This window comes from Planktothrix sp. PCC 11201 (assembly GCF_900009135.1).
In the GTDB taxonomy this organism is placed as follows: domain Bacteria; phylum Cyanobacteriota; class Cyanobacteriia; order Cyanobacteriales; family Microcoleaceae; genus Planktothrix.
The window spans coordinates 501,780-524,655 of record NZ_LT797711.1; the positions used below are offsets into that span (position 1 = coordinate 501,780).

At 39.4% G+C, this 22,876-nt stretch carries 18 protein-coding genes and 1 pseudogene; 10 read left to right on the top strand and 9 right to left on the bottom strand.

Annotated features, from left to right (window positions below; genetic code table 11):
- Positions 1-65 precede the first annotated feature (65 nt).
- Genes dndD through PL11201_RS24470 form a run of 3 tightly spaced genes read right to left on the bottom strand, consistent with a single transcriptional unit; the run spans position 66 to position 4,674 of the window.
- Positions 66-2,051, bottom strand: coding sequence for a DNA sulfur modification protein DndD (dndD, locus tag PL11201_RS24460; RefSeq protein WP_079681448.1), 1,986 nt, complete (start codon positions 2,049-2,051; stop codon positions 66-68).
- Between the two features lie 23 nt (positions 2,052-2,074).
- Positions 2,075-3,655: a DNA phosphorothioation system sulfurtransferase DndC gene (dndC, locus tag PL11201_RS24465; RefSeq protein ID WP_369821851.1), complete on the bottom strand. Its 1,581-nt coding sequence runs from the start codon at positions 3,653-3,655 to the stop codon at positions 2,075-2,077.
- 50 nt (positions 3,656-3,705) lie between these two features.
- Positions 3,706-4,674 (bottom strand): HNH endonuclease, encoded by a 969-nt coding sequence (locus PL11201_RS24470; protein WP_079681450.1) that lies wholly within the window; start codon positions 4,672-4,674, stop codon positions 3,706-3,708.
- A gap of 154 nt (positions 4,675-4,828) precedes the next feature.
- Between PL11201_RS24470 and PL11201_RS24475 the strand changes: the two genes are divergently transcribed.
- Positions 4,829-6,388 carry a DGQHR domain-containing protein gene (locus PL11201_RS24475; protein ID WP_079681451.1) on the top strand — a complete coding sequence of 520 codons (1,560 nt, stop codon included), beginning with the start codon at positions 4,829-4,831 and terminating at the stop codon, positions 6,386-6,388.
- 330 nt (positions 6,389-6,718) lie between these two features.
- Entirely contained in the window at positions 6,719-7,897 is a 1,179-nt protein-coding gene (locus tag PL11201_RS24480) for a DNA sulfur modification protein DndB (RefSeq protein ID WP_079681452.1), read from the top strand.
- A 197-nt stretch (positions 7,898-8,094) separates the two neighbouring features.
- On the opposite strand, the gene PL11201_RS24485 is transcribed toward PL11201_RS24480, so the two are convergent.
- On the bottom strand, positions 8,095-8,487 hold the full coding sequence (locus PL11201_RS24485) for a hypothetical protein (RefSeq protein ID WP_079681453.1): 393 nt from the start codon (positions 8,485-8,487) through the stop codon (positions 8,095-8,097).
- A gap of 688 nt (positions 8,488-9,175) precedes the next feature.
- Here PL11201_RS24485 and PL11201_RS24490 point away from each other — a divergent pair.
- Entirely contained in the window at positions 9,176-9,880 is a 705-nt protein-coding gene (locus tag PL11201_RS24490; protein WP_079681454.1) for an RNA polymerase sigma factor, read from the top strand.
- Here PL11201_RS24490 and PL11201_RS24495 read toward each other — a convergent pair.
- A pseudogene (locus PL11201_RS24495) lies at positions 9,857-10,027 on the bottom strand (Uma2 family endonuclease); the annotation flags it as partial. The gene PL11201_RS24490 and the pseudogene PL11201_RS24495 sit on opposite strands and share 24 nt — an antisense overlap.
- Positions 10,028-10,365: 338 nt before the next feature.
- Here PL11201_RS24495 and PL11201_RS24500 point away from each other — a divergent pair.
- From PL11201_RS24500 to PL11201_RS24520, 5 genes are all read left to right on the top strand, one after another.
- A complete protein-coding gene (locus PL11201_RS24500) occupies positions 10,366-11,145 on the top strand; it encodes a hypothetical protein (RefSeq protein ID WP_079681455.1) in 780 nt (259 codons plus the stop codon).
- A gap of 359 nt (positions 11,146-11,504) precedes the next feature.
- Positions 11,505-12,548, top strand: coding sequence for an inosamine-phosphate amidinotransferase 1 (locus tag PL11201_RS24505; RefSeq protein WP_079681456.1), 1,044 nt, complete (start codon positions 11,505-11,507; stop codon positions 12,546-12,548).
- Positions 12,549-12,575: 27 nt separating this feature from the next.
- Positions 12,576-13,688, top strand: coding sequence for an ATP-binding protein (locus tag PL11201_RS24510; protein WP_079681457.1), 1,113 nt, complete (start codon positions 12,576-12,578; stop codon positions 13,686-13,688).
- Positions 13,689-13,740: 52 nt separating this feature from the next.
- Positions 13,741-14,868, top strand: coding sequence for an ATP-binding protein (locus PL11201_RS24515; protein ID WP_079681458.1), 1,128 nt, complete (start codon positions 13,741-13,743; stop codon positions 14,866-14,868).
- A 122-nt stretch (positions 14,869-14,990) separates the two neighbouring features.
- Positions 14,991-16,748, top strand: a complete 1,758-nt coding sequence (locus PL11201_RS24520; RefSeq protein WP_079681459.1) for an ABC transporter ATP-binding protein — start codon at positions 14,991-14,993, stop codon at positions 16,746-16,748.
- A gap of 148 nt (positions 16,749-16,896) precedes the next feature.
- Here the strand turns inward: PL11201_RS24520 and PL11201_RS24525 are convergent, their stop codons facing one another.
- From PL11201_RS24525 to PL11201_RS24540, 4 genes are all read right to left on the bottom strand, one after another.
- On the bottom strand, positions 16,897-18,954 hold the full coding sequence (locus PL11201_RS24525) for an elongation factor G (protein ID WP_079681460.1): 2,058 nt from the start codon (positions 18,952-18,954) through the stop codon (positions 16,897-16,899).
- Between the two features lie 381 nt (positions 18,955-19,335).
- On the bottom strand, positions 19,336-19,650 hold the full coding sequence (grxC, locus tag PL11201_RS24530) for a glutaredoxin 3 (RefSeq protein WP_079681461.1): 315 nt from the start codon (positions 19,648-19,650) through the stop codon (positions 19,336-19,338).
- Positions 19,651-19,726: 76 nt separating this feature from the next.
- Positions 19,727-19,975 carry a hypothetical protein gene (locus PL11201_RS24535; protein WP_200816863.1) on the bottom strand — a complete coding sequence of 83 codons (249 nt, stop codon included), beginning with the start codon at positions 19,973-19,975 and terminating at the stop codon, positions 19,727-19,729.
- A gap of 300 nt (positions 19,976-20,275) precedes the next feature.
- Positions 20,276-21,037 carry a PspA/IM30 family protein gene (locus PL11201_RS24540; RefSeq protein WP_079681463.1) on the bottom strand — a complete coding sequence of 254 codons (762 nt, stop codon included), beginning with the start codon at positions 21,035-21,037 and terminating at the stop codon, positions 20,276-20,278.
- 486 nt (positions 21,038-21,523) lie between these two features.
- Between PL11201_RS24540 and PL11201_RS24545 the strand changes: the two genes are divergently transcribed.
- Complete coding sequence (locus PL11201_RS24545) at positions 21,524-21,907, top strand: response regulator (RefSeq protein ID WP_079681623.1); 384 nt, start codon at positions 21,524-21,526, stop codon at positions 21,905-21,907.
- Positions 21,908-22,085: 178 nt separating this feature from the next.
- A partial coding sequence (locus tag PL11201_RS24550; protein WP_200816864.1) for an Hpt domain-containing protein occupies positions 22,086-22,876 on the top strand: 791 nt, incomplete at its 3' end.

Below are 22,876 nucleotides of genomic sequence, written 5' to 3' on the forward strand. Positions count from 1 at the left end.
GAAAGAGTTTACCTCCCCTGCTCCCCCTGCTCCCCCTACCTCCCCTACTCCCTATTCCCTTAATTTCAAAAGAAATAACCCTGTTCTATCCGGGTTTGGCGCTTTTTGGGATCGTATTTGAGTAGGTATTCACGGGCGATCGCATCCTGTTCTCGTAAACTATTAACTTCCTTCTGGGCAATTTCCGTATCGGTTGAGAGTAAAATAACTTGATGACTAGCTGCGGGAAAATACCGTTCAATCAGGTTTTGACGGTGGGAGGAGTCTAAACGACCCAATGGAGTATCAATGGCGATGGGTAAATTGAGTCCCGAAACCCGAGCTAAACCCCATAAAAAGGCGATCGCTAAGAGTTGTTTTTCCCCCGCAGAGAGGCGATGTTTCTCTACAGGTTGTCCCTGGGGATCATAGAGGGATAAACTAAAATCTTCTGTAGCAATGACCACTCGATGTACTAAGTCTGATTTGTGTAATAAATAGCGGAAACATTCGGTCACTTCTACTTCTAATTTATTCAATTTTTTCAGGGTTAATTTTTCTTTAAATATTTTCAAAGAGTTCTGAACTTTACTAATAGTCTCAATAATATGATTAGCATTTTTTCGATCAATGGTATTTTGACTATATTTTTCTAGGTCTTTTTTGGCCTTTTCATATTCAGCTAAACATTTTTTAGCCCGTTGTTCGGCTCCTTCGATCGCCGTTTCAATTTTAGTATATTCGGTTTGGGCTTGGGATACCGTTTCTAACAGTTGTTCATAGACCTCTGGAGGGGCTGCAATAGCCAATTGTTTATCCAGACTAGAGAGGGTATCTTCAATTACTCTTAACGCCTCTAAAACGTCCTGAGATTGTTGGATTTGACTGGGAAGTTGATGGTCTAAGAATGTTCCTAATTGACTGAAAATTTTTTCATCGATTTCTAAAAATATATTGTCTTGATTATGATGATTTTCGGTTAAATTTTGATAATCAGTTTCCAGATATGATTTAACACTTTCTAACTGTTTCTTGGCAAGATTAAGTTCTTCTAAATATTCAAATAATCGTTGATCTCGATCTTTAATAAAATCCTGGGCTACCTTGGCTTTTTCCCAGTTTAACTCCTGTTTTCCTTGCTTTTGGGCTTGAATTAATAAAGGTTTAATTAAACTTAAAGGTAAACCTTCCCCTGCTAACTCACCAAGACGTTGCCGTTGTTGTTGGGCTTTTTCTTTCTCATCCTCTAACTTTTTCTCTAGTTGACTCCGTTCTCCGGCTATTTTCCCCCCTTCGAGTTTAAACTTTTCCTTAGCTTGATTTAACTTTTTCTTGGCAATTCCAGCCTTAATTTTTAATTCTTCTACCGCTATTTCCGCCGCCTCTTTTTCGGATTTATACTGATTTAATTTAGTTTCAATTTCTTCTAAATAGGCTAACTCTTTTGAGTCGGCTAACTGTCGGCGTTTGCGGTTAGCTAAAATATCTAAATCTACGGCTAAACGTTCAGATAATTCTAATCCTAATAAAGATTGAATAGCTTGTACCACAACATTAGGAGGACTGTCTAAATCGGCTAATTCCTTCACCTGTTCCCCATCAAATAAAAACAAGTTTGAAATTCCTATGGGGAAAAAATCTTCGATGCGCTCATCCCAGGTTTCTACCCAAGCGGAGTCCGGCCAATCATCAATTAATATGCCTAAAATATCCTTACCATTTTTCGGGTTTTTTGTCCAGCGACGTTTGACCCGAAACTCGACTTGCATATTTTTAACAATATGTTCAAATAATAATTCTACACTGGTTTCTTCATGGGCTAGGGTCTGTTTATTAACTGCTTGTTTGAGAAAGTCGGGATAACTTAAAGTTCCCCGGGTAGAACATTGGGCACGCTGTCCATAAAGTGCGAGGCGCATTGCATCCATTAAGGTGGTTTTTCCGCCTCCATTCATACCTCCAAGTAACACAATTGGACTAATTACATTATCATTAATTTTAGGGCGTAAATCAATAACTTGTTTACCTCGATACGGGCCAAAGTTTTCTAAAGTTAATTCTAGGAAAATCATAAAATTAAAAGTTTAAACGAGGGTTAGGTAGGGTTTTGAAATTTCAAACTTCCCCAACTTAACTGTTGCGGAGGTTCGGGGTTTTTGTCTTCTATGGCGTGCTTGACTTGTTCAACATTTCCGGTTTTGGCGGCTTCTTTTAAGTTGCGTTCATAATGAGCGTTATTAATAGCTTGTTCTTGAGGTCGAGAACTGGTTTCTAAACACTTTTCTAAATCATCATAGATACCATTTCGTCTCGCCATGGTTTTATATTGACGTTCTGTATCAATCAGTTTTGCCATTAATTCCATATACATTGTATCTCCTTGACTGAGTTCTTCTAATAATTCCCATTCATCTGCACCCAGAACGGTATTTCCTGCACCCAAACGGGGGTCTTCAAAGGTTTCTCCCATAATTTCCTGATAAATTTTAGGTACACTATCATCAAATTCGTGTTTTTCTTCTAACCATATTCGCCTGATTTCGCTTAGTTCTCCTATGGTAATTAAGGTGATATCTCGATATTCTTCGGGCGCTGTTTGTCTAATTTGTTGTTGCGCTTCTAATACCCGTCTTAACCAATGTTCTCGCCATTTTTTGGTATAGGGCCCAGGAATGGGTTCAACGGATATTTCCCCATCAACATTTCGTTCAAACAGTTGAACTTTTCCATACATTCGACGAAAATCACGTTTATCCCTATCGTTAATTATATCGAGTTCATTTCGTAAATTCAATAAGGGTTGCATCCATTCTTTAGCTTCATCATTAATAATCATTGCTTCCATTGATTTATCCTGATTGACTAAAGTACAAACCCAACAGCCAAACCGAGAACTTCCACAGCTAGGGGTTGAAGTATCCACAACCAGGGGACATTCATTATCTGCTGTTGCTCCTCGATATATAATAAATAGTTCTTTATTACTATGTTGCCAAGGGTTTTCCCATTGCATTAAATAAAGCCAAACATCATCTGTTTTCCAGTTTTGAATGGGACTATAAATTAAAGCATTTGGAAGACTAGAGCTTTCGTACATTAAAGATTGTATAGAACTGACAGTTTGTTGCAGATGCTCACTGACTAACCCTCGTTCATGCTTTTCCATTGAAGCAGCACGATGTGAACTTTCAGCTTTTCGAGTTCCTAAAACAAGAATTACTTCCCCATTCAGTCTGACCACGCTACGGACAAAGCGATTAGAAGGCGTAATCTTTAAGCGGTCTGTACACCAACGAAATTTAGAGCGTGGTGCAGGATAACCTTTACCGATTAAATTAACCCAAAAAGTTTCTTTTATATCTGGACATAAAAGATGAGGCTCTATAGGTAAACCTTGCTTTTCAGCAGCATCTTTCATTTTGTCTAATGATTTTTTAACCCAAGTAGAAATTATTGGATTTTCAACTAATGTATCCGTTGTAATAACATAAACTTTTTTATGTCTTTTTTCTGGGGGTAAATCTACTAAAGCATACCAGATAAGCTGCAAAACAGAACTGCTATCTTTTCCCCCAGAATATCCAATAATCCAAGGAACATCATCTAAACAATATAATTCTTGAATTTCCTGATTAATTCTAGCGACATCTTTAACCAAATCATTAACGTCGCTCATAATTTCAGATGGCTGTTGATTAATTACACTCATGTACTTCTCCTATTGTATTAAGATTTAAAAATATTTTTGCGATGCCAAGACAAAGATTCTAGGCTCGGAAAATATGCTTCTAAATTTGGTAAACAAATTGATTCGCCGTGAAAATCTTTGATGGGTTTAGCATTGGGTGAATTCTCTTGTAAATCACTACAAACTAAAATTTTATAATTTTCATTTATTGAAAACCATCCTCTATCAAAAGCCCAATGATGATTTTTACAAAATGATATTCCGTTATTGATTTTACTATTATAAAATAGTGAAATAGGCTTGATATGTGCGCCATCTACAATAGTTTGACCAATTGAACGGACAGCTTTTATTCTACAGAATGCACATTGATAATCATAGATATGTATAATAGCTTTACGGAAAAATGCTTCCCGAACTAAAGATTTTTTTAGCTGGAATTTTGTCTGATTATTTTCTTCTTGGTTTAGATTTATATGATTTTCGTCTTCTTCTCCAGTTCTATTTTCAAAATCTTGATTAATTTGTAAAAGATTATCGAGTTTTCTCTGGCTTTCATGAAACCAAGTTTCAATTAAGGTATCAAGTAACTCTTTTCTCGAATTTTGGTCTAACAAAAAATTGAATAATTCATCGTCTAGTTTGGCGTAGTCTACAGCTTGCTTTAACTTATTGAGTGTTTTAGGTTGTAAACCATTAAAATCAGATTTTGGTCGAATATGCCAAAATAAGTCACTCTGTAAATGAAAAAAAGGATAGTGTAATCCTCCATCGTAAGCCGGATTACCGATGATTTTCCAATATTTATTAAATGTATTAACTAAATCATCAGATACAGGAATGCAATTTTCTTTTATTAAACCTTGTGAAATTAAATCAATCACCGATAGCAGTAAAATAGGCTTGTAAGGAGCTTCACCTTGTTTGCGTTGGCTAACTTTGAGGGCAGCAAACCTTTCACAATAATCCACTAGGGTAAGTCTGCGTGATTGGTTTTCTTCACTCATGGTAATTCTCCTCACGTCGCTTAGGTATTCCCTAAAGCTGGCTGTTTCCATACAATAGGACTTAGAAAACGGTTTTTAAAAATTTGATTAAGCTTTTTAAAAACTTTTCCTTAGCATAATATCATTTATTTACTCATTTGGCAACATACCTCTAATGGATACTGAAACCCAACTCAATTCCGAATCCCAAGAAGCAATTGCACAACTGCTGAAACCCTATCTACAAAAAGCAGATAGCCTGCTGGTTCAAAAAACCTATATGGCCGAAACCGAAACCTTTATCACCTCCGTCACCCTAGAATGGATAGCGGCTAAAGTCGGTTTTGCCTCCCAACTCCCCCTATTTCAACCCCATTTAGACCCCACAGGAAACGTCGAAAGAGACACCGAAACCGTGGACGATATCTTGCAACGTCCCCTCGACTGGTCGCGACAAGCCACCCTAACCCAATATTTGACTAACCATAAAGACCATAAATTTCCGGCGGTGTTAGTCGTCCTCAGTCCCCCCTGGGTCGATAACCCCCAAGCATCTGAATGGGATAAACAGGGCCAAGCCACCCAGTCCGCTATTGAATTTTTACCCCTGGATACTCAAGGAAAACTCGGACTATTGCAAATGTCTGGGGATATATCCGTATTTGCCCTAGATGGACAACATCGCCTGATGGGGATACAAGGGTTAATGCAACTCCTACGCACAGGGCGTTTACAACCCTATAGCAAACAGAAAAAACCCGTCGGCGATGCTATTACCGTTAAAGAGATGACCCAAAAATTCGGTATCACACCCCAACAGTTACAACAGTTATCCCAAGAAACCATCGGGGTAGAATTTATTCCCGCCGTTGTTACAGGGGAAACCCGCGCCCAAGCTAGACAAAGGGTGAGGTCTATTTTTGTTCACGTTAACTTAATGGCCGTTAAACTCAGTAAAGGCCAGTTAGCCCTATTAGACGAAGATGATGGGTTTTCTATTGTGACTCGTCAGGTCGTGGTTTCCCATCCCCTATTTTGCGATAAACCCGGACGCCACCCTAGAATTAATTGGGATAGCGCCACCGTCGCCTCCAAGTCCACCGTATTAACCACCCTACAAGCCCTAACAGATATGGGTCAACGCTACCTAACTCCCAAATTCCCCCACTGGAAAGCCGCCAAACCCGGGTTAGTCCCCCGACGCCCCACAACCCAAGAGTTAGAAACAGGTATTCAGGAATTACAACAACTTTTTGATGCTCTGGCAAGTTTACCCAGTTATCAACGCTTAGAAAATAGTTGGGAAACCCCCGACCTGCGAAGGTTTAGTTTTGAAAAACCCCCAGGGGAAGGAAATATATTATTTCGCCCCGTCGGTCAAGTAGCCGTAGCCGCAGCCTTGGGAGTGTTAGTCTTTTATCAACAACAACCCCTAACAGAAATTTTTCAGAAATTGCAAAGTTTTGATGGGTCTGGGGGGTTTAGCGGGATGGAATATCCCGACTCCCTCTGGTATGGAATATTATATGACCCCAATAAACGCCGGGTCAGAGTCGCCGGAAAAGACCTAGCCGCCAAATTACTCATCTATTTATTAGGGGGAATGCAGCAACCCATGGAATGCGCCGAGTTACGCAAAGCCTTAGCCGATGCGAGGACATTTGAAAATAAAGCCGTCAGTTTTGACGGTAAATTCGTGAAACCCAAAGAGGTCGGTTTACCCGAAATCTTATAACCTCTTGGTGGTGACAATAATATTTTGCGGTCAAAAAAATTCTTTCCACTCAAAAAAATTTCGTTTTTCTGGAAAGGGGGTTGACAAAACCCGCCGCCTGGGAGACAATATTCTTATGGGTGAACACGCCCCTACTCTTGATTTTTTAGTCAACACTTAAAACCGATTCCAATAACAAGAATTAACTCCGTAAATATGCGGAGAATATTAAAAAGAATTGAGTTAAAAGAAACAACGATTTCCAGAAAAATAAAATAACAAATTAGGTTGTACAAATGTCAGAAAAAGGTTTAAAATAAGCTCATTAACCTTTTTTATAGTTGCCTTGAAATGAATACAAATAATAATAGCCTTTCAGAATTAAGCCTGAGAATTGATTCCCTCTTAGAACCCCTTTTTACTCAAAATCACCGTCAAAAGTGTTATATTGGCTTACTGTTGCAACAAGGCAAACGGAAAATGATTCAAATTAACGTCCCTGCCTTTGATTTGCCCACCCTATTGCAAGCCCAACCTTCCCTAGATAATAACCCAGATTCCGGTAAAAACCGCCCGGAAGTTAAAGGTCATACCCAAGAAATTAAAGACTATATTACAAAACGAGTCAGCCAAGAAAAACCTTGGATTATTGGAACTTTAACCGCTAATGTTGACCCAGGAAAAATTGAATTAATAGATTTAGGTCGCGGGGTTTGTTTTGTCATTATCCCCCGCACGACTAAACTAGATATTACCGATGGTCAACACCGGAAACGAGCGATTCATGAATTAATAGAAGATATATCAACAGCCGAACTCATTGCCGACCATGATTTTCCCATTACCTTAGTATTAGAAAGTAATTTTAATCAATGTCAAACCGACTTTAGAGATATGGCACAAACTAAACAACTAGATAAATCTTTATTAATTTCCTTTGGAGAGTTTTCCGGCAGAATTGGGATTACTAAGAATTTAGTTGACTCGGTATTCATGTTTAAGGACAAAACCGAGAAAATTAAAGCCACTCCTGCGAGTAAACAGAAATTAATTTATACGATGAATTATATTGTCAAGTTTGTCAGTTGTGTATTTACAGATGATTCCAGCGATGAATTAATCGACTATGATGTTGATATGGCGTCCGAACAATTAGCCAGTTGTTTAAATCAGTTTTTTGCAGAATGCCCTGCTACTCAATATATTGCCCAAACTCCTAAAGAAGAATTAACAATTGAGGAAATTGATAGTTTTAAAGAAAAATATATCCTAGGGGTCAGTATGGGCTTAGAAATTTTAGGGCGGTTACTACATCTAACCTATGATCAATATAGCCATACCTTTGATTTAGAAAAAGTCTCTGAATTAGCCGCCCTCGACTGGTCAAGGGAAAGTCAACTTTGGCAAGGAAATGTAATTACCCTTGACCCTAACCCGAAAAAGCTGAATAATCCCTATAAAATATCCTTTACTGCCAGTAATATTAGAATAGCCATGAACACAGTTAAAGAGCATTTAGGCTGGATTTAAAGTTTTTATATAAGAACAAAATAATTAATGGGATTAAAGTATTTTTTCTAGGATAAAATAGACAAATAATGGCTTTTGAGGGTTTAATCCGACATAATCGGGGTCAGAAGCCATTTTCCTGTCGCCAGCAATACCAGCGTGATTACGCTTAATTAACTAGGATTTTATCTGAAATTTAAACGAAGGTATCATTCAAATCAATCTTCAACGATTTCAACTATTTTTATCGGCTCAACGTCTTCCACCCGAGTTTGTACGTCTGGGCTAAGTTGATTTTTGAGTTTGAGTTTGAGATCGTCTGAAATGGGTAAATCTTGGATTTCTTTCAGGAGATATCTAACGGATTCAGTTTTACTGCGTTCTGCATAGACAGCATGAAGAACAGCTTCAATTCCATATCCGGCGACAGTATCTCCTAACACCGTCATTAGACCCAGTATTCCTATGCCGCCAACAATCCCAAAGGGCCCTCCCATGGCTGTCAGAGCAGCAGCAATGGCAGCGTTACTTCCGGCTGATGAGACAGTGAGAATCAAAAGAAATATACCGGGAAGACCCAGACCAGCAATTTTCTTTGCGATTTCGTCCATTGGTTTCAGTAATCTGTTATTAGTTATCAGTGTAAGAGTTGATTCGTTATCGGTCAACCGACTTGAGTTTACGCGAATAACACAGAGCATTAGACTTGGTTTAACCCATAATCTTTAGTTTGCTTTTTTGAAAACCAGAAAAAATAGAGATCTAGCGGTATTGGGGAAGTCTAAAAATATTAATTCAACGTGAGTTTGACGGAGTGTGATGGCGTAGCCGCCGCCTGCTATTATTGGATCAAATGAACTTTAGATTTTAAATTTTAGGGCCTTTAGCGAAAATTTTGGGTTTAAAGCCCCTAAGTTCCACTTAGGCTTTTTATTCTGATTGTAGTTTAGAATAATCGCACTCCATCGAACTCACGTCAAGTTAATAAAATCCGCAGTACCGACTTGACATTGTTAAGTAACTTTCTTATGATCTATCCTTAGATAGATGACAAAATAATTTTTGCTTGTCGGTCAACGACATTTTGGCTATCATTTCAGGGTATCTTCAGCCGGGGCAGAGAATTCAAGTTACAACCGCAGAAACCAAAATCCGGTCTGTAAAAGCTTTCTTGCTTCTACTCTTGTCAAATTCCTTGTAGCCAGCACCTTAGAAATATGACCTTCCTAATAGCTACCTTCGTCACTGAAGTGATGCTGTTGGTTCCCTGTACTGTGTCCAATTTTCATCAGAATAATGATGCAATTTAATTGTCCAGAATCCAACTTATTATTATTTGTCCCAGATTCTGCCTATCCTAATAGCTTTAGAAGCTTTTGGCAGTTATGGCAAAAGTATCAAAATTATCTTTACCGTCGTTGTCTTTATTGGATGGGTAATCCTATTGATGCCGAAGATGCCCTCAGTCAAGCAATGCTGAAAGCTTGGGAGAAGACCCAAACCGGAAAAGGAGCCCTTAAAAATATTAAGGCTTGGCTGACTCGATTAACCCATAATGTCTGTATGGATATTCATCGGAGATTTAATCGGGGAGGAAAACCCGTTGAGAGTTTAGATGAGATGGATGTTGAGTGGGAAAATCAAGTGGTCGCTCAAGAAGAAAATCCACTTCTTGCTGCTACGCAGCAAGAAGTGGAAAATTTTTTTTTTGGGGCTATTCAAGAATTACCCCCTCGGCTGCGAGAGACTTTTATCCTGCACGTTCAGGAAGAACTTTCTTATTCAGAAATTGCTGAAAAATTGAATATTTCCAATCCAAATGTTCGGAAGCGAATTTCTCAAGCTCGGTCAATATTGAGAAAGCAGTTTAATGAATATTCAGGAGAAGACAATCAACCTCATGATCCGTTAAAGGTTTCTTCAAAATCTTCAAAATCAAATGACTTTAAGCCACGAGAAGCGATCACAAATGATCATTCACGAATGATCAGTGCCATTGGGTAACTTAATTACAGTGGAGGAACTGAAAGTATAACCCAGGTTAGTTTGCCGATTCCAGATTCCGAAATCTGTAATTAATTCGGCTTCTCGATTTCCGCTATCGCCTCCTACTGGTGGCCTGATAATTAATTCTCCTGTAGCTGTTCGTTCAATCGGAATAGTGCTGATTATTATATGATTTCAGGTTTGCCTTGACAAAAAAAGCTGGTATGTATTTCAGGCAGAGAACTCTTGTCTATGCGGTAATCAGGTTCCATTTTTGCAGCGTTTTTATGGGTTAGATAGGACTTACGCATGGGGCCCGAGAAACCGGGTTTTTTAGAAAATATGTGGGTCACAACGCAGTATTTTCGTAAAAAAACCCGGTTTCTTTGGTTGGGTGCGTAAGTCCTGTTAGAGTTTCAAAAATTTGCGTGCTGGAAGAGTTCACAATTGTGATTGAGGATGCGTCTTATTAATGGAATACCAAAAATTAGGAAAATTAAAATATGTCCTTCAAAGTAGTGATTTACCGAGATGCGGACTATAGCGGCCCTAGTCAGGAACTTGAAGAGGGAAGTTATGATATCTCTAGCTTGACAATAGGGAACGATCAACTGAGTTCGTTGAAAGTTCCTAACGGATTGAGGGTTATTCTTTATGAACACGCAGGATTTTCAGGTCGTTCTAAAAGCTTTACCAGTGATACTCCTTTCGTAGGCGCAGATTTTAATGACATTACATCATCAATCCGAGTAGACAAGCTTACCCAAAAAACTTTAACCCTTGTCAGTGTAAAGTGTATCAAACCATCTTCAGGAATTGACGACTGGGCAAGAGGTATATTCGGTGCAATTGGTGCTGTTGCTGCTGGTGGCGTGGCTGTTGCAGGTCTTGCTACGGGTGCTGGTGTTGTACTTATTGCCGCTGCTGCTGCTGGTGGTGCTGCTGGTGGCGCAGGTGCAGGAGTCTCTGTCATCGAAGGACTCGATCACTTTTTTGCAGGAGCCGATGATCTGTACGTGAAAGTAGACGGCAAGAAAATCTGGCCAGATTCAGGAAAATACAAAGAAATCAATTCGCAGCAAACAAAAGATCTCGGTTATAGCTTCCAAATGCCCCCAAATGGAACAACAGTGGAATTGTGGGATTATGACTCGGTAAGTTCGGATGACAAACTCGGATACCTAAACATACCGCCAGATCACCAACCGGGCTTTTTTACTTATGTAGTGAGCAATCCCGATGAAGGCAGTATGTACGAAATAAGCATTCGGGTAGTATCGTAAAACAGCGTCATCGAATAGCAGTTTACTACCTCAATGGTTGGTCATAGCTCCTGAATACGCTCTAATTGAGTGCTCGCCCCTTAACCTAAATAAATTCCCCTATCAGAAAGGCGAGCGCTCCTCAACCTAACCAATCTTCACTAGAGCGCGATCGCTCCACAACCTGATTAAATTTGCACATCAAAAGGGCGATCGCCTTTTCGAGAGAATAGCTTCTCCCGCGTGCATTCTAAAAACAACCTGCGAACCAAAGCAGAATTTTTGCAAATTTAACCAACTGTGTCACAGAAAAATCGAGTGCATCCAAGGTCGTTTTGTCATTTTTTGCAACACCTAAAATTCACTGCTACCAAATACCAATGAGCAAAGTTAGAGTTCACAACGAGTGGGATGCCCTTGAAGAAATTATTGTCGGACGTGCAACCAACGCACAGATTCCTAGCCCCGAATTAGGACTATTTGCCATAGATTACAGAGACTATGGCAGTGTTGAAAATATCCCATCCGGTAAATATAGCGATCGCATTATCGAAGAAACTGAAGAAGATTTGGACGTACTCGTACAAACTCTTCAAAAACTCGACGTTACTGTTCGTCGCCCTGAAATAGCCGATCATTCTGTTAAGTTTCGCACTCCTGATTGGGAAACTGACGGTCAATATAACTACTGTCCCAGAGATTTAATGCTGGCCATTGGGACGTGGATTATCGAAACACCAATGGTCTTTCGTTCCCGCTTTTTTGAAACTCTTTCTTATAAATCCATTCTCCTAGAATACTTCCAGAGTGGAGCCAAATGGATTTCAGCCCCCAAGCCTCGATTAGCCGACGATATTTATAACCTTGATGATCCTAATTCTTTTGCCTTAAAAAACCATGAACCTGTGTTTGATGCGGCGAACATCTTGCGAATGGGACGAGATATAATTTATCTAGTTTCTGATAGTGGAAATCGCCTAGGAGCGCAATGGCTTCAGACTTTTTTGGGTGATGAGTACAGGGTACACATTTATGACAACCTATATTCGGGCGTCCATCTTGATTCTACTTTCGCGCTAATTCGCCCTGGGTTGGTTGTTGCGAACGCCGAAAGAGTAGGCGAACAAAATTTGCCCGAACTCTTCAAAAATTGGGATATCATCTATTTGGAAAATATTGTTGATATCGGTTATCAAAGCCAGACAGAATTAAGCTCTAAATGGGTGGGGATGAACCTGTTGATGGTCAATCCGAATTTAGCCATTGTCGATCGTAATCAAATTCCCCTGATCAAAGAGCTTGAAAAACGCGGCGTTGATGTGATTCCTTTACAAATCCGGCACGCTAGGACGTTAGGCGGGGGGTTTCACTGTGTAACACTGGATATCAGGCGCACAGGTTCTTTAGAAGATTACTATCAATAAAATAGGAAAATAGAAAATAAGAGAAAAATGACAAATTTTCAAGCATTACCTATACCTAAAGAAAAACTTTTTGTCTTGGCTTTTATTCCCTATAAAATTATACCCCAAGGATTAATTGGAGAATTTTATGATAATGAAGGTTATCGTCAAGAACTAGCAAACGTTTTTCACGAACTTGGCATTAAATGGAAATGGCAGCCCATTACCCTAGAAAATATGCAATCAGTAGTTGAGGAAGTATTAGATTCTAATAATAACTATACTCCGGTAGTGCTGAATTATTGCGATGGCTTTGATGAAGTTGATGGTTATCCTGGTCTTTCTGTAATCAAGTTATTGGAAGCAAAAGGAATTATTTTTACAGGTGCGGATTCTAACTTTGAATATCAGACCATCTCCAAAATTAGAATGAAGAAGGCTTTGTTAAAAGCGGGTGTATCTACCGCGCCTTATGAGGTTATTTCTGATGTCAACAAAATTGCGGGAATTTGTGAAAGGCTGGGAACACCTCTAATTGTTAAACCTGCTGTCTCTACTGGAGGAATAGGATTGTCTAGTAAGTCCGTTGTTAACAGTGATGAAGAAATTTATCAGCAGATACAATACTTGTTAAAAGAACAAAAAGAATCGCTATTTACTGTCGAAAATGTTTTTGTGGAACGCTTTATCAATGGGCGAGAATTTACTGTTTTTATTGTTGGCTCTTCTCAACAGCCTGAAAACCTAAAAATTTATCCACCATTAGAGTTTATTTTTAACTCTAGTTTATCTGAATTTGAAAAGTTTAAATCTCACAAAGTTCATCTTGAAGTAGAAAACTTTTTATTGGGAGAATTAGTTGATTATTCTTTGTCTGACAAAATTTGCAAACTCAGTAAACTTGCTTACTGTGCAGTCGGTGGCAATGGATATGGAAGGGTGGATATACGAATGGATAACAAATCTCAAGAACTTTTTGTATTGGAAGTGAACGCAAATTGCGCTATCTCTTCTCAGCCCGTGTCTGCGTCATTTGAATATGGTCAAACTTCTGTCGGTACTATCTTACACAAAGCTGGCATTCCCTTTGCACAATTGATGTCAGAAATTATTGCAGAGGCTTTGATTCGCTATTTTGATAAATCATTATCAGTAAACTAATCCATATCAAAGTATATCCCTATTTATTTTAAATCAAGGAGAAATAAATACAATGACAACTTTTCCCCCATTACCTGTACGCAATAATCAGTTGCTAATTTGGGTATTAACTCCATCATCTAAAATACAACAAGAATGGATGAAATCTTTTGATACAAATACTTTTTTAAAAGAAATGAAGGATGTATTTTCTGAGCTTGGTATAGATTGGAAACGTCATAAAGTTAGCTTAGGAAACATGGAGCAAATAGTAGAAGAAATAGCAAGTTATACTAAAGATTATGTCCCCGTTGTACTAAACTTTTGTGATGGGCTAGATGAACTTGATAACTGCCCAGGACTTTCTCTGATCAAGCTATTAGAAACTAAAGGTATCATTGTTATTGGTGCTGATTCAGAATTTTACAGTTTTAACTTCAACAAAATTTCGATTAAACAAGTTTTAACACAATGGGGAGTAGCTACACCTCCTTATGAAATTATTCACGATTTGGATCATGTTCAAGGAATTTGTGCGCGTCTGGGTACACCCCTAATTATCAAACCAGCAGTGCTTTCAGGTGGGAGCTATGGGATTTCTGTCAATTCGGTTGTTCACAGCGATGAACAGATCAGGACACAGGTTAAACATTTATTAGAAGAAAATGCTCAAGAAATAATATTTCCGCCTGACAGTATTTTTGTAGAATCCTTTATCAAGGGTCGTGAATTTAGTGTCTTTCTCATTGGGTCTTATCAACAACCGGAACAGATCAAAATATATCCACCTTTAGAAACTATTTTTAACCCTATTTTACCTGAAACTGAGAAATTTTTATCACATAATCGCTATTATGGTAAAGATGAGGGAGACATTTATTTTTCACCAAAAACTCAATTTTTTCGTTGTCAACTGGTTGTTGGTGATTTGTATGAAAAGCTTTGTGATCTGAGTAAACGTGCTTACTGTGCAGTCAATGGTAATGGTTATGGACGGGTAGATATACGAATGGATAAACTATCTAAAGAACTATTTGTCCTAGAAGTAAATGCAAACTGTGCAATTTCTTCAAAACCTTTCTTGACGTTCTCCGACCCATTAGAAACACCAGTTGGTACTATCTTACACCTAGCTGGCGTTCCCTTCGTACAATTGATGTCAGAAATTATCACCGAGGCTTTTGCTAGATGTTATAAGTAAGTAAACAAAATTAATTACACACGCTCGTTGCCCTAAAGCCATTGAAACAAATAGAGAGCAAGAAATCGGATGTGCAAATAATTTTGTGTAGGTACTTATAAAGCCTTTCCCCTGGAATAAAAATGAATCTAATTTGGTTTCTCAAAGAACTGAATAAATACATCGCTCCCTATAGATGGTTAGCAATTCTTCTCATCGCTCGTGGACTTTTTGAGGCAGCCTTTGAATCCTCAATTAGAATGAGCTTAAAATTTATTATCGACGCAGCCATTATTCCCCAAAATTACCGTCTCCTAGGTTTAATTCTTCTATTGCTAGGTGCGGGAGCGATTGTCTTTGTATTTATCGGTTTAGTAGGAGATTTTTGGGCAGCAAGATTTAATATTTCAGTGATAAATAATATCCGCCATTCTATGTTTTCTCACCTCCAAACCCTATCTATGGAGTTTTTTGGGCGACGTTCAGCCGGAGATATTATCAACTGTTTTTCCGCCGATACCGAACAAGTAGAAAATAGCTTAAGCTATGGATTTATTCTAGTTTTAGAACTCGCTAGCATCCTATTTTCTGCTATTTTTATGTTTTCCCTCAACTGGCAGTTAGGTCTAATTAGTTGTATCGGGTTAACCTTATGTGTCCTTGCACCCGCCCAAATTGGTCAAACAGCTACAGAACAAAACTATAAACTAAGAGACAAACAGGGCGAAATAGCTAATGCTATTCAAGAAAATATTATATCTCAATCTGTGATTAAATTGTTTGGTTTACAAAGCCGAACCATTAATCATTTTAACAGCAATTTGCGCCAGTTAAAGAAAGTTTATGTGAAAGCAAAATTTTCCTCTTATTTAGTCCAAAGGATTCCTACTTTAGTCTTTGTCTTTGTCCAACTTGCCGTGATCTGTATCGGTGCAGTCATGACCTACAAAAATATGATTACAGTAGGTACATTGGCATCTTTTCAGATTTTCTTAGTCGGTTTAAATCTAAATATACTTAGCTTTACCTTTTCCCTTCCCTACCTCATAGAAGGAATAGCTGGGATGCAACGTATTAATATTCTATTAGCTGAAATTACTCAAATACAAGATGCACCTGATGCCATTGAATTACCTCATTTTTCCCGTGAAATTAGCTTTAATAATGTGACCTTCAACTATTCCTTCGAGAGAAAAGGCATTAATCAGTTATCCCTAACCATCAAAAAAGGAGATTTTGTTGTATTTGTCGGACATTCCGGTGCGGGTAAAAGTACCATCGTTAATCTCCTAACCCGTTTCTATGACCCCGATCAAGGTAGCATTCTTTTTGACGATATTGATTTGCGTTCCTGCACTCAAAAATCCCTGCGGGAGCAAATTGGACTGGTTTCTCAAGAGGTGATTTTATTTAACACTTCCATCCGTGAAAATATCAGAATGGGATATTTAGAAGCCACCGATGAAGAAGTAGAAACCGCCGCTAAAAATGCCGAAATTCATGATTTTATTCTGACCTTACCCCAAGGTTACGATACCCCTGTGGGTGACAGAGGCGGACAATTATCGGGGGGACAACGGCAAAGAATCGCCCTCGCTAGAGCATTAGTCAGAAATCCGGCTATTTTGATTCTTGATGAAGCCACCTCGGCTCTTGATCCAGCAACAGAAGTTGAGATTATGAATACGATCGAGCACCTTACTAAAGAACGTACAGTTATTATGATTACCCACCGCATTGCTCAGGCTTTGCGTGCGAATCGGATTTTTGTGCTGGAAAACGGACAGATAGTTGCATCAGGTCGCCATGCAGACCTGTTGGAAGAAAAAGGACTCTATGCCACCCTTTGGCAACAAAGTCATCCAGCAAATACCAACTTAACTGTACAAACCCATTCTTAATAACATATCTGCTGATTCTTAGAGCTTAATTTTATGACGAACACAAATGGTTCCAAATAGGTAATTCCTTCAGGGGGATAGATAGACTCTACGATTAATTCAGGGGAAAATACCAATTTCTTGTAATTCCCCTGTTTGGATTTAAAAGTTATGATTTCCCATTACCATTAACTGTTGCTAAAATCCGTTCCGTTAACTTTTCAGGAACCTCCTGTAAACGATCAAATTTCCAATTAAAGTAACCGACTCCTAAAGTTAAAGAACGCAACTCTACAATTAAATCCTGCATTTCTGCTTGCGGAATATAGGCAGAAATTTTATCCCATCCCTTCCAGTCCGACATCGGTTCAAAGCCTAAAATTTGCCCTCGCCGTCCAGTAATTAACTGAAACATTTGGGAAGTAAAATCACTGGGTGCACAAATTTCAACCGAAGTAATAGGTTCCAATAAAATTGGCTCGCATTTCTCCATTCCCGACTGCATCGCTAACCGGGCAGCCTGTTTAAAAGCCTGTTCCGAACTATCAACCGCATGATAGGAACCATTAGTTAATGTCACCGCGATATCTACCACCGGAAACCCTAACGGCCCTTGGTTTAAATAGTCTCGGACTCCCGTTTCCACCCCCGGAATATATTGACGGGGAACCACACCGCCCACAATAGTTTCCCCAAAATTAAACCCTTCCCCGCGAGGCTGAGGTTTAATATCTAAATACACATCTCCAAACTGCCCATGACCACCACTTTGATGTTTATAACGGCCGTGGGAATTAGTAGTTTTGCGAATCGTTTCTTTATAGGGAATACTCGGTAAATGGGTGACCATGGGTAAATTATATTTACGCCGTAACCGATCTAAAGTTACTTGCAAATGAATTTGACCTTGACCCCATAAAATAATTTCGTGGGTATCACTATTTTGTTCCCAATTTAATGCCGGATCTTCATCTAACATTTTAGCTAAAGCCGCACTAATTTTAACCTCATCTTTGCGGTTTTCGGGAGTAATTGCCCATCCATAAACCGCAGGAAGTAAAGCCGCTTTTGGCAAGGGATTTTTTAAAGCATTGGGTTCGGAAGTCAAGGTATCTCCGGTTTGAATTCCTTCCATCCGTCCCAAAGCCACAATTTCCCCAGTTTGTGCCGTTTGTACGTTTTGGGCTTGTTGTCCGGTCATCCGATACATTCCCCCAGGTCGTACCCCATTCAAGGTCATGCCTTCGGTCAGTTCCCCCTGCCAAACCCGCACCAGGGAAAGTTTACCGCCTTGGGGGGTATAATAGGTTTTTAACACCTGGGCAATAGGTAAACTTTCCGAGGATTTTAGCCCCCGACGTTCTGCGGTAATTGTAGGTTCTGGAGCTTCCCGAACCAAAGCATCCAATAACGCCCGTACCCCATGATCCTGTTCAGCTACTCCTATTAACACCGGGACAATTAAATCCGCCCCCAATTCCATTTTTAAATCCTTAACAATTTCATCTTGAGGCGGTTCAATTTCTTCTAATAGTTCTTCTAATAAATGATCGTCAAAATTGGCTAATTCCTCTAACATTGCTTGCCGTGCGAGGTGTTCAGCCTCTTTTAAAGATTCTGGAAAGGGGACGGGATCAGAAGGAGCACCGGAATGATAATGATAGGCTTGTTCCGTAATTAAATCAATAAAACCGACTAATTGTTCCCCGTTACCAATAGGATATTGTTGGGGAATCACTGGACGGGTGGAAACGGATTTTAAGGCGTTTAAGATTTCAGTAAAACTGTTAACACAGCGTTCCTCATCGGTACAAACCCGATCCATTTTATTCACAAAAACCAGATGGGGAATTTCCCAATCATCTAAGAATTTGAACAGAGGAGATAGGGTTAAAATCCGGCCCGGATCAGCTTCACAAACCACAATGGCTAATCCAGTTCCGATTAAAGCATTATAGGTTTCTTGGGTAAATTCCACAGAACCAGGACAGTCTAAAAAGGTAAAACGAATGCCGCCATATTCGGTACTAGCGGCATTAACTTCTACACTCATATTCCGTTCCTTCGCTTCTGGAGAACTATCCCCAACCCTATTTGTCTCCTTAGCTGTTCCTTTGCGAGAGATGGCTCCACTCACCGATAAAATACTCTCTAAAAGTGTGGTTTTTCCACTTAAGTAGGGGCCAACAATGGCAATATTACGGCAGTTTGTGACAGTTTCTGACATATCTTTTGCTCCACAAATATAAATTACTAAATTACCAATTCTGAGGGTTTATCCCCCAAAAATTAGGATCAACCGTTAAGGATGGAGTCCCAAAAATTAAGGAATTGTTAAATTTAACGAATTCGTTGGCTGTAGATCAATAGAAATTGAATCGATTCTATTGGGACTTGATGCTGCTCCTTTAAGTTTACGGTTTCTTGATTCGCTTACTCTATTAATTTAAAGTGTTTTTGCCACAATTTAACATCTGGTTAATCAAAAAAAACATTATGAATTTATTACAACTTTTGTAAATAAATATTAAGTTATTGGGCTAAGGAGTTAAAAAAGTCCGTTGTGGGGCTTTAGCCCGAATTAAAGAGGGGGCTAAAGCCCCAAAACTTATAGAGCAGGTTCAGCTAATAGGGGTTCTAATTTTCCTTCTCCATCTAATTGATACAGATCATCACAACCGCCAATATGTTGATTATTAATAAAAATTTGGGGAACTGTGCGTCGTCCATTTGCCCGTTCCGCCATTTGAGTTCGGGCGGCATCATCCCCATCTATTTTATATTCTGTAAAATTAACCCCTTTCCACCACAATAAAAGTTTAGCTCGAATACAAAAGGGACAGGTTTGCCAAGTATAAATTTCTACGTTAGCTTGATTTCGTTCTGGGTGACGACCGAATAAAGCATTAAGAGTATCTAACATAATCAAATTTCTGGAGATGAACAGATTTAATTTTAACCGATTTCTAATTTTAGGTTAGCGATCGCCCAAACTTTAATTAAAAATTATAATTAAATCGTTTCAATTGAGCTTTCATTTTATTAATTAGCTTAAATTCTTTGAAAATCAAGCCATAGTAATGTAAAGAAAATAAGACATTAATTACAAAAAAACCCAGGGTTAAAATAAATCTAAATACCGTAGAAAAATTAAATTCAGAAATCATTGTAAAAACGGAAAAAACAATGGAGCAAAGTCCAAAGCCCGCCGCAAAGGAACTAAGAATCAGTAAACGTACCTTAGCCATCATTAAGTTAAAGTAGGGAATAAAAATTAAATCAAGGAGCAGATTCAGTCATTAAGTATAAGTACCGGATCAAACCCATTATCACTATACAACCAAATTTTAAAAGATGACTCAAGGAATCGGAGTTTTCTGAAAATAGCAGTATTACCCATCCCCCATTCGTAATTCGTAATTACCCATTCCCCTATTTCCAGACAAGGGCTTTCCATCAACCTTCGGGAGTCAATGGTGACTTTAACACTCCGTTACCCTTGACCCCTGACAAAAAGCCCAAACCCTATAAAACCCATGAATTCCGGCTTACATTTTATTCAACTCCTCTCTCAGCTTTTCCAACTCATCATCCACAGGAATATTAGGGGTTGCTGCTGTTGTTCCTGGGGGTAGGGACTGGGGAGCCGGGCCACCGGAAATCTGAGCCTTCATCGCAGCTAATTCTTCATCAACATCGCTTCCGGCTTCCAAAGCCGCAAATTTGCTTTCAAAATCCGAACCCCCCAATTCTTTGGCCGCTTCGGAACGAGCCTCCAACTGCATCACCTTTTCTTCCATCCGTTCAAAGGCTGCGGTCGCTCCACTGGGATTAATCCCCCCCAATAAACCCTGTAACTGCTCATTGGCCTTAGCTGCTTGCGCCCGGGCTTTGAGCATATTTTTCTTAGTTTTGGCTTCGGAAATTTTGCTCTCCAACTGAATTAAATTGCGTTTGAGGGCATCCACCTGAGCCAATTGTTGATCCAGAGTCAATTTAATAGTATTAGCCGCTTCCGTGTAGGTTTTTTTGCGCTGTAAGGCTTCTCTAGCTAACCCTTCTTCCCCTTTTTGCAGGGCTAACTTGGCGCGAGACTCCCATTGATTGGCTTGGGACTGGTTCTGATTATACTGTTGTTCATTACGTTTTTGAGTGGCGATCGCTTGAGCAACGGCCTGACGCAACTGCACCAGATCCTCCTGCATATCAATGATCGCCTGTTCCAGAATTTTCTCTGGATCTTCGGCTTTGTTGACCAGATCATTCAAATTGGCTCTGACAAGACGGCTAATGCGATCAAATAATCCCATGACGCTGTTCTTCCTTTGACGGTGTACGGTTTTTGATTACCTCTATTTACAGTTTAACGCGACTTCATCATCCCAGGAGAAGACAAGATTAGCAAACCAGGGGGATTTCATGTCCCAAAATGGAATTCCAAAACAAATTTAATCCGATGGAAAATGGTCAACTGTTAACTTTTCAAACAGAGTTGATAATTTATAGAAGGAGTTGATTTATAATCCAGATACGGTGATTTTTAGGGGGAGGGCTGTCCTGGTTGATAGCCGGCATAATCAACAAAAGCAAAAAATTTTAATTCAGGAGTAATCCCATTATTTTTCTAGTCTTGATTGTCCCTGAAATGGCTAGGTCGACACCTTAAAACATTCCTCCTATTCTCTCCTTGTTGTTGATGGGATTGTAAGAATATTAAAGTCGGCATCTACTATGCCAATATGTGAGTGATGAAAATGCAAACTATTTGTGCCTTATCCCCTCAAGGAGTCCAGGTTATGAAACGTGTTTTAGTCGTTGATGATTCAGCAACGATGAGAAAAATGGTCATCGCGTCCTTGCGAGATTTAACCGATGTCAGTTTTAGCGAAGCCGGGAATGGTTTAGAAGCCATTGAAAAAATCGAAATTGCCCCCTTTGATTTAATGATCTTGGATTTGAATATGCCCGATATGCACGGGTTGGAAGTTCTAAGATTCGTTTTGAGCCATCCTAGTTATCACGATACCCCGATTGTGATTCTCACCACCAAAGGCGATGAAGATAGTCGCAGCGAAGCGATTGCCGCTGGCGCAGCTTGCTATTTAACCAAGCCCTTTCAACCTAAATTCCTCGCCGGTCAAATTAAAGAACTACTCAATTCGGTGGTCAGTCATCAGTAATCAATGATCAGTGTAAAAGTAATCATAGAATCAGTCAAAAATTAAGTTTTAAATCTTAAGCTAATCCTTAGCAGAAATTACACTGATAACCAATGGCTCTCGTCCCGATTACTAAAAAATCCCAAACTGAACACTGAAACCTCTTAAACTGATAACTGATAACTGATAACTGATTATTGTGTCTAACCCAACTGAAAATAATTTTTTTGGGGACTTTTTAGAAGATTATTTTGCAGAATGTGAAGAACATTTAGCCGTCGTCAGACGAGAACTTCTAACCCTTGAATCCTGGATTGATAAATCTCATATTGAGCGCTCTAGCCTCAATGAATTGTTCCGTTGTTTCCATTCCATAAAAGGGTTATCAGGAATGGTGGGAGTGGGTTTAGCTGAAGAATTAGCCCATGAAATGGAAAGCTATTTACGGGTATTACGAGATCAACAAATTGTTTTATCCACTCAAGGATTTGATGCCCTGATCACAGGAACAAAACTACTCGAACAAGTGATCAGTAGTCAACGAACTCAAACCCCGCCACCGGATATTACCGACATCATCAACCAACTTGCCGCGGTAATTCCGGGCGAACACCTGGAAAATCAACCCCCTGGCTTAGTCACCCCAGTAGAATTAAAACTGAAACCCCAGGAAGAAAACGAACTTAACGAAGCCATCAACCACGGGGAAAACCTCTGGCATTTTGTGTTTTCACCAACTACCCAACTGTCCGAACAAGGAATTAGAGTCAATACCATTCGAGAACATTTACAAACCCTGGGTCGATTAATTTATGTTGCACCCCGGATGAGCCAGGGAAATAAAATCCTATTTGATCTGATTCTCGCAACCTCCTCCAGTGAAATTCCCCTTCAAGAAACCGATCAATATGGCTTAACTTGGCAACCCTATCTAAAAACCACAAACTCCCCCCCTGCCTACCCTGCTCCCCCTGCTCCCCCTGCTCCCCC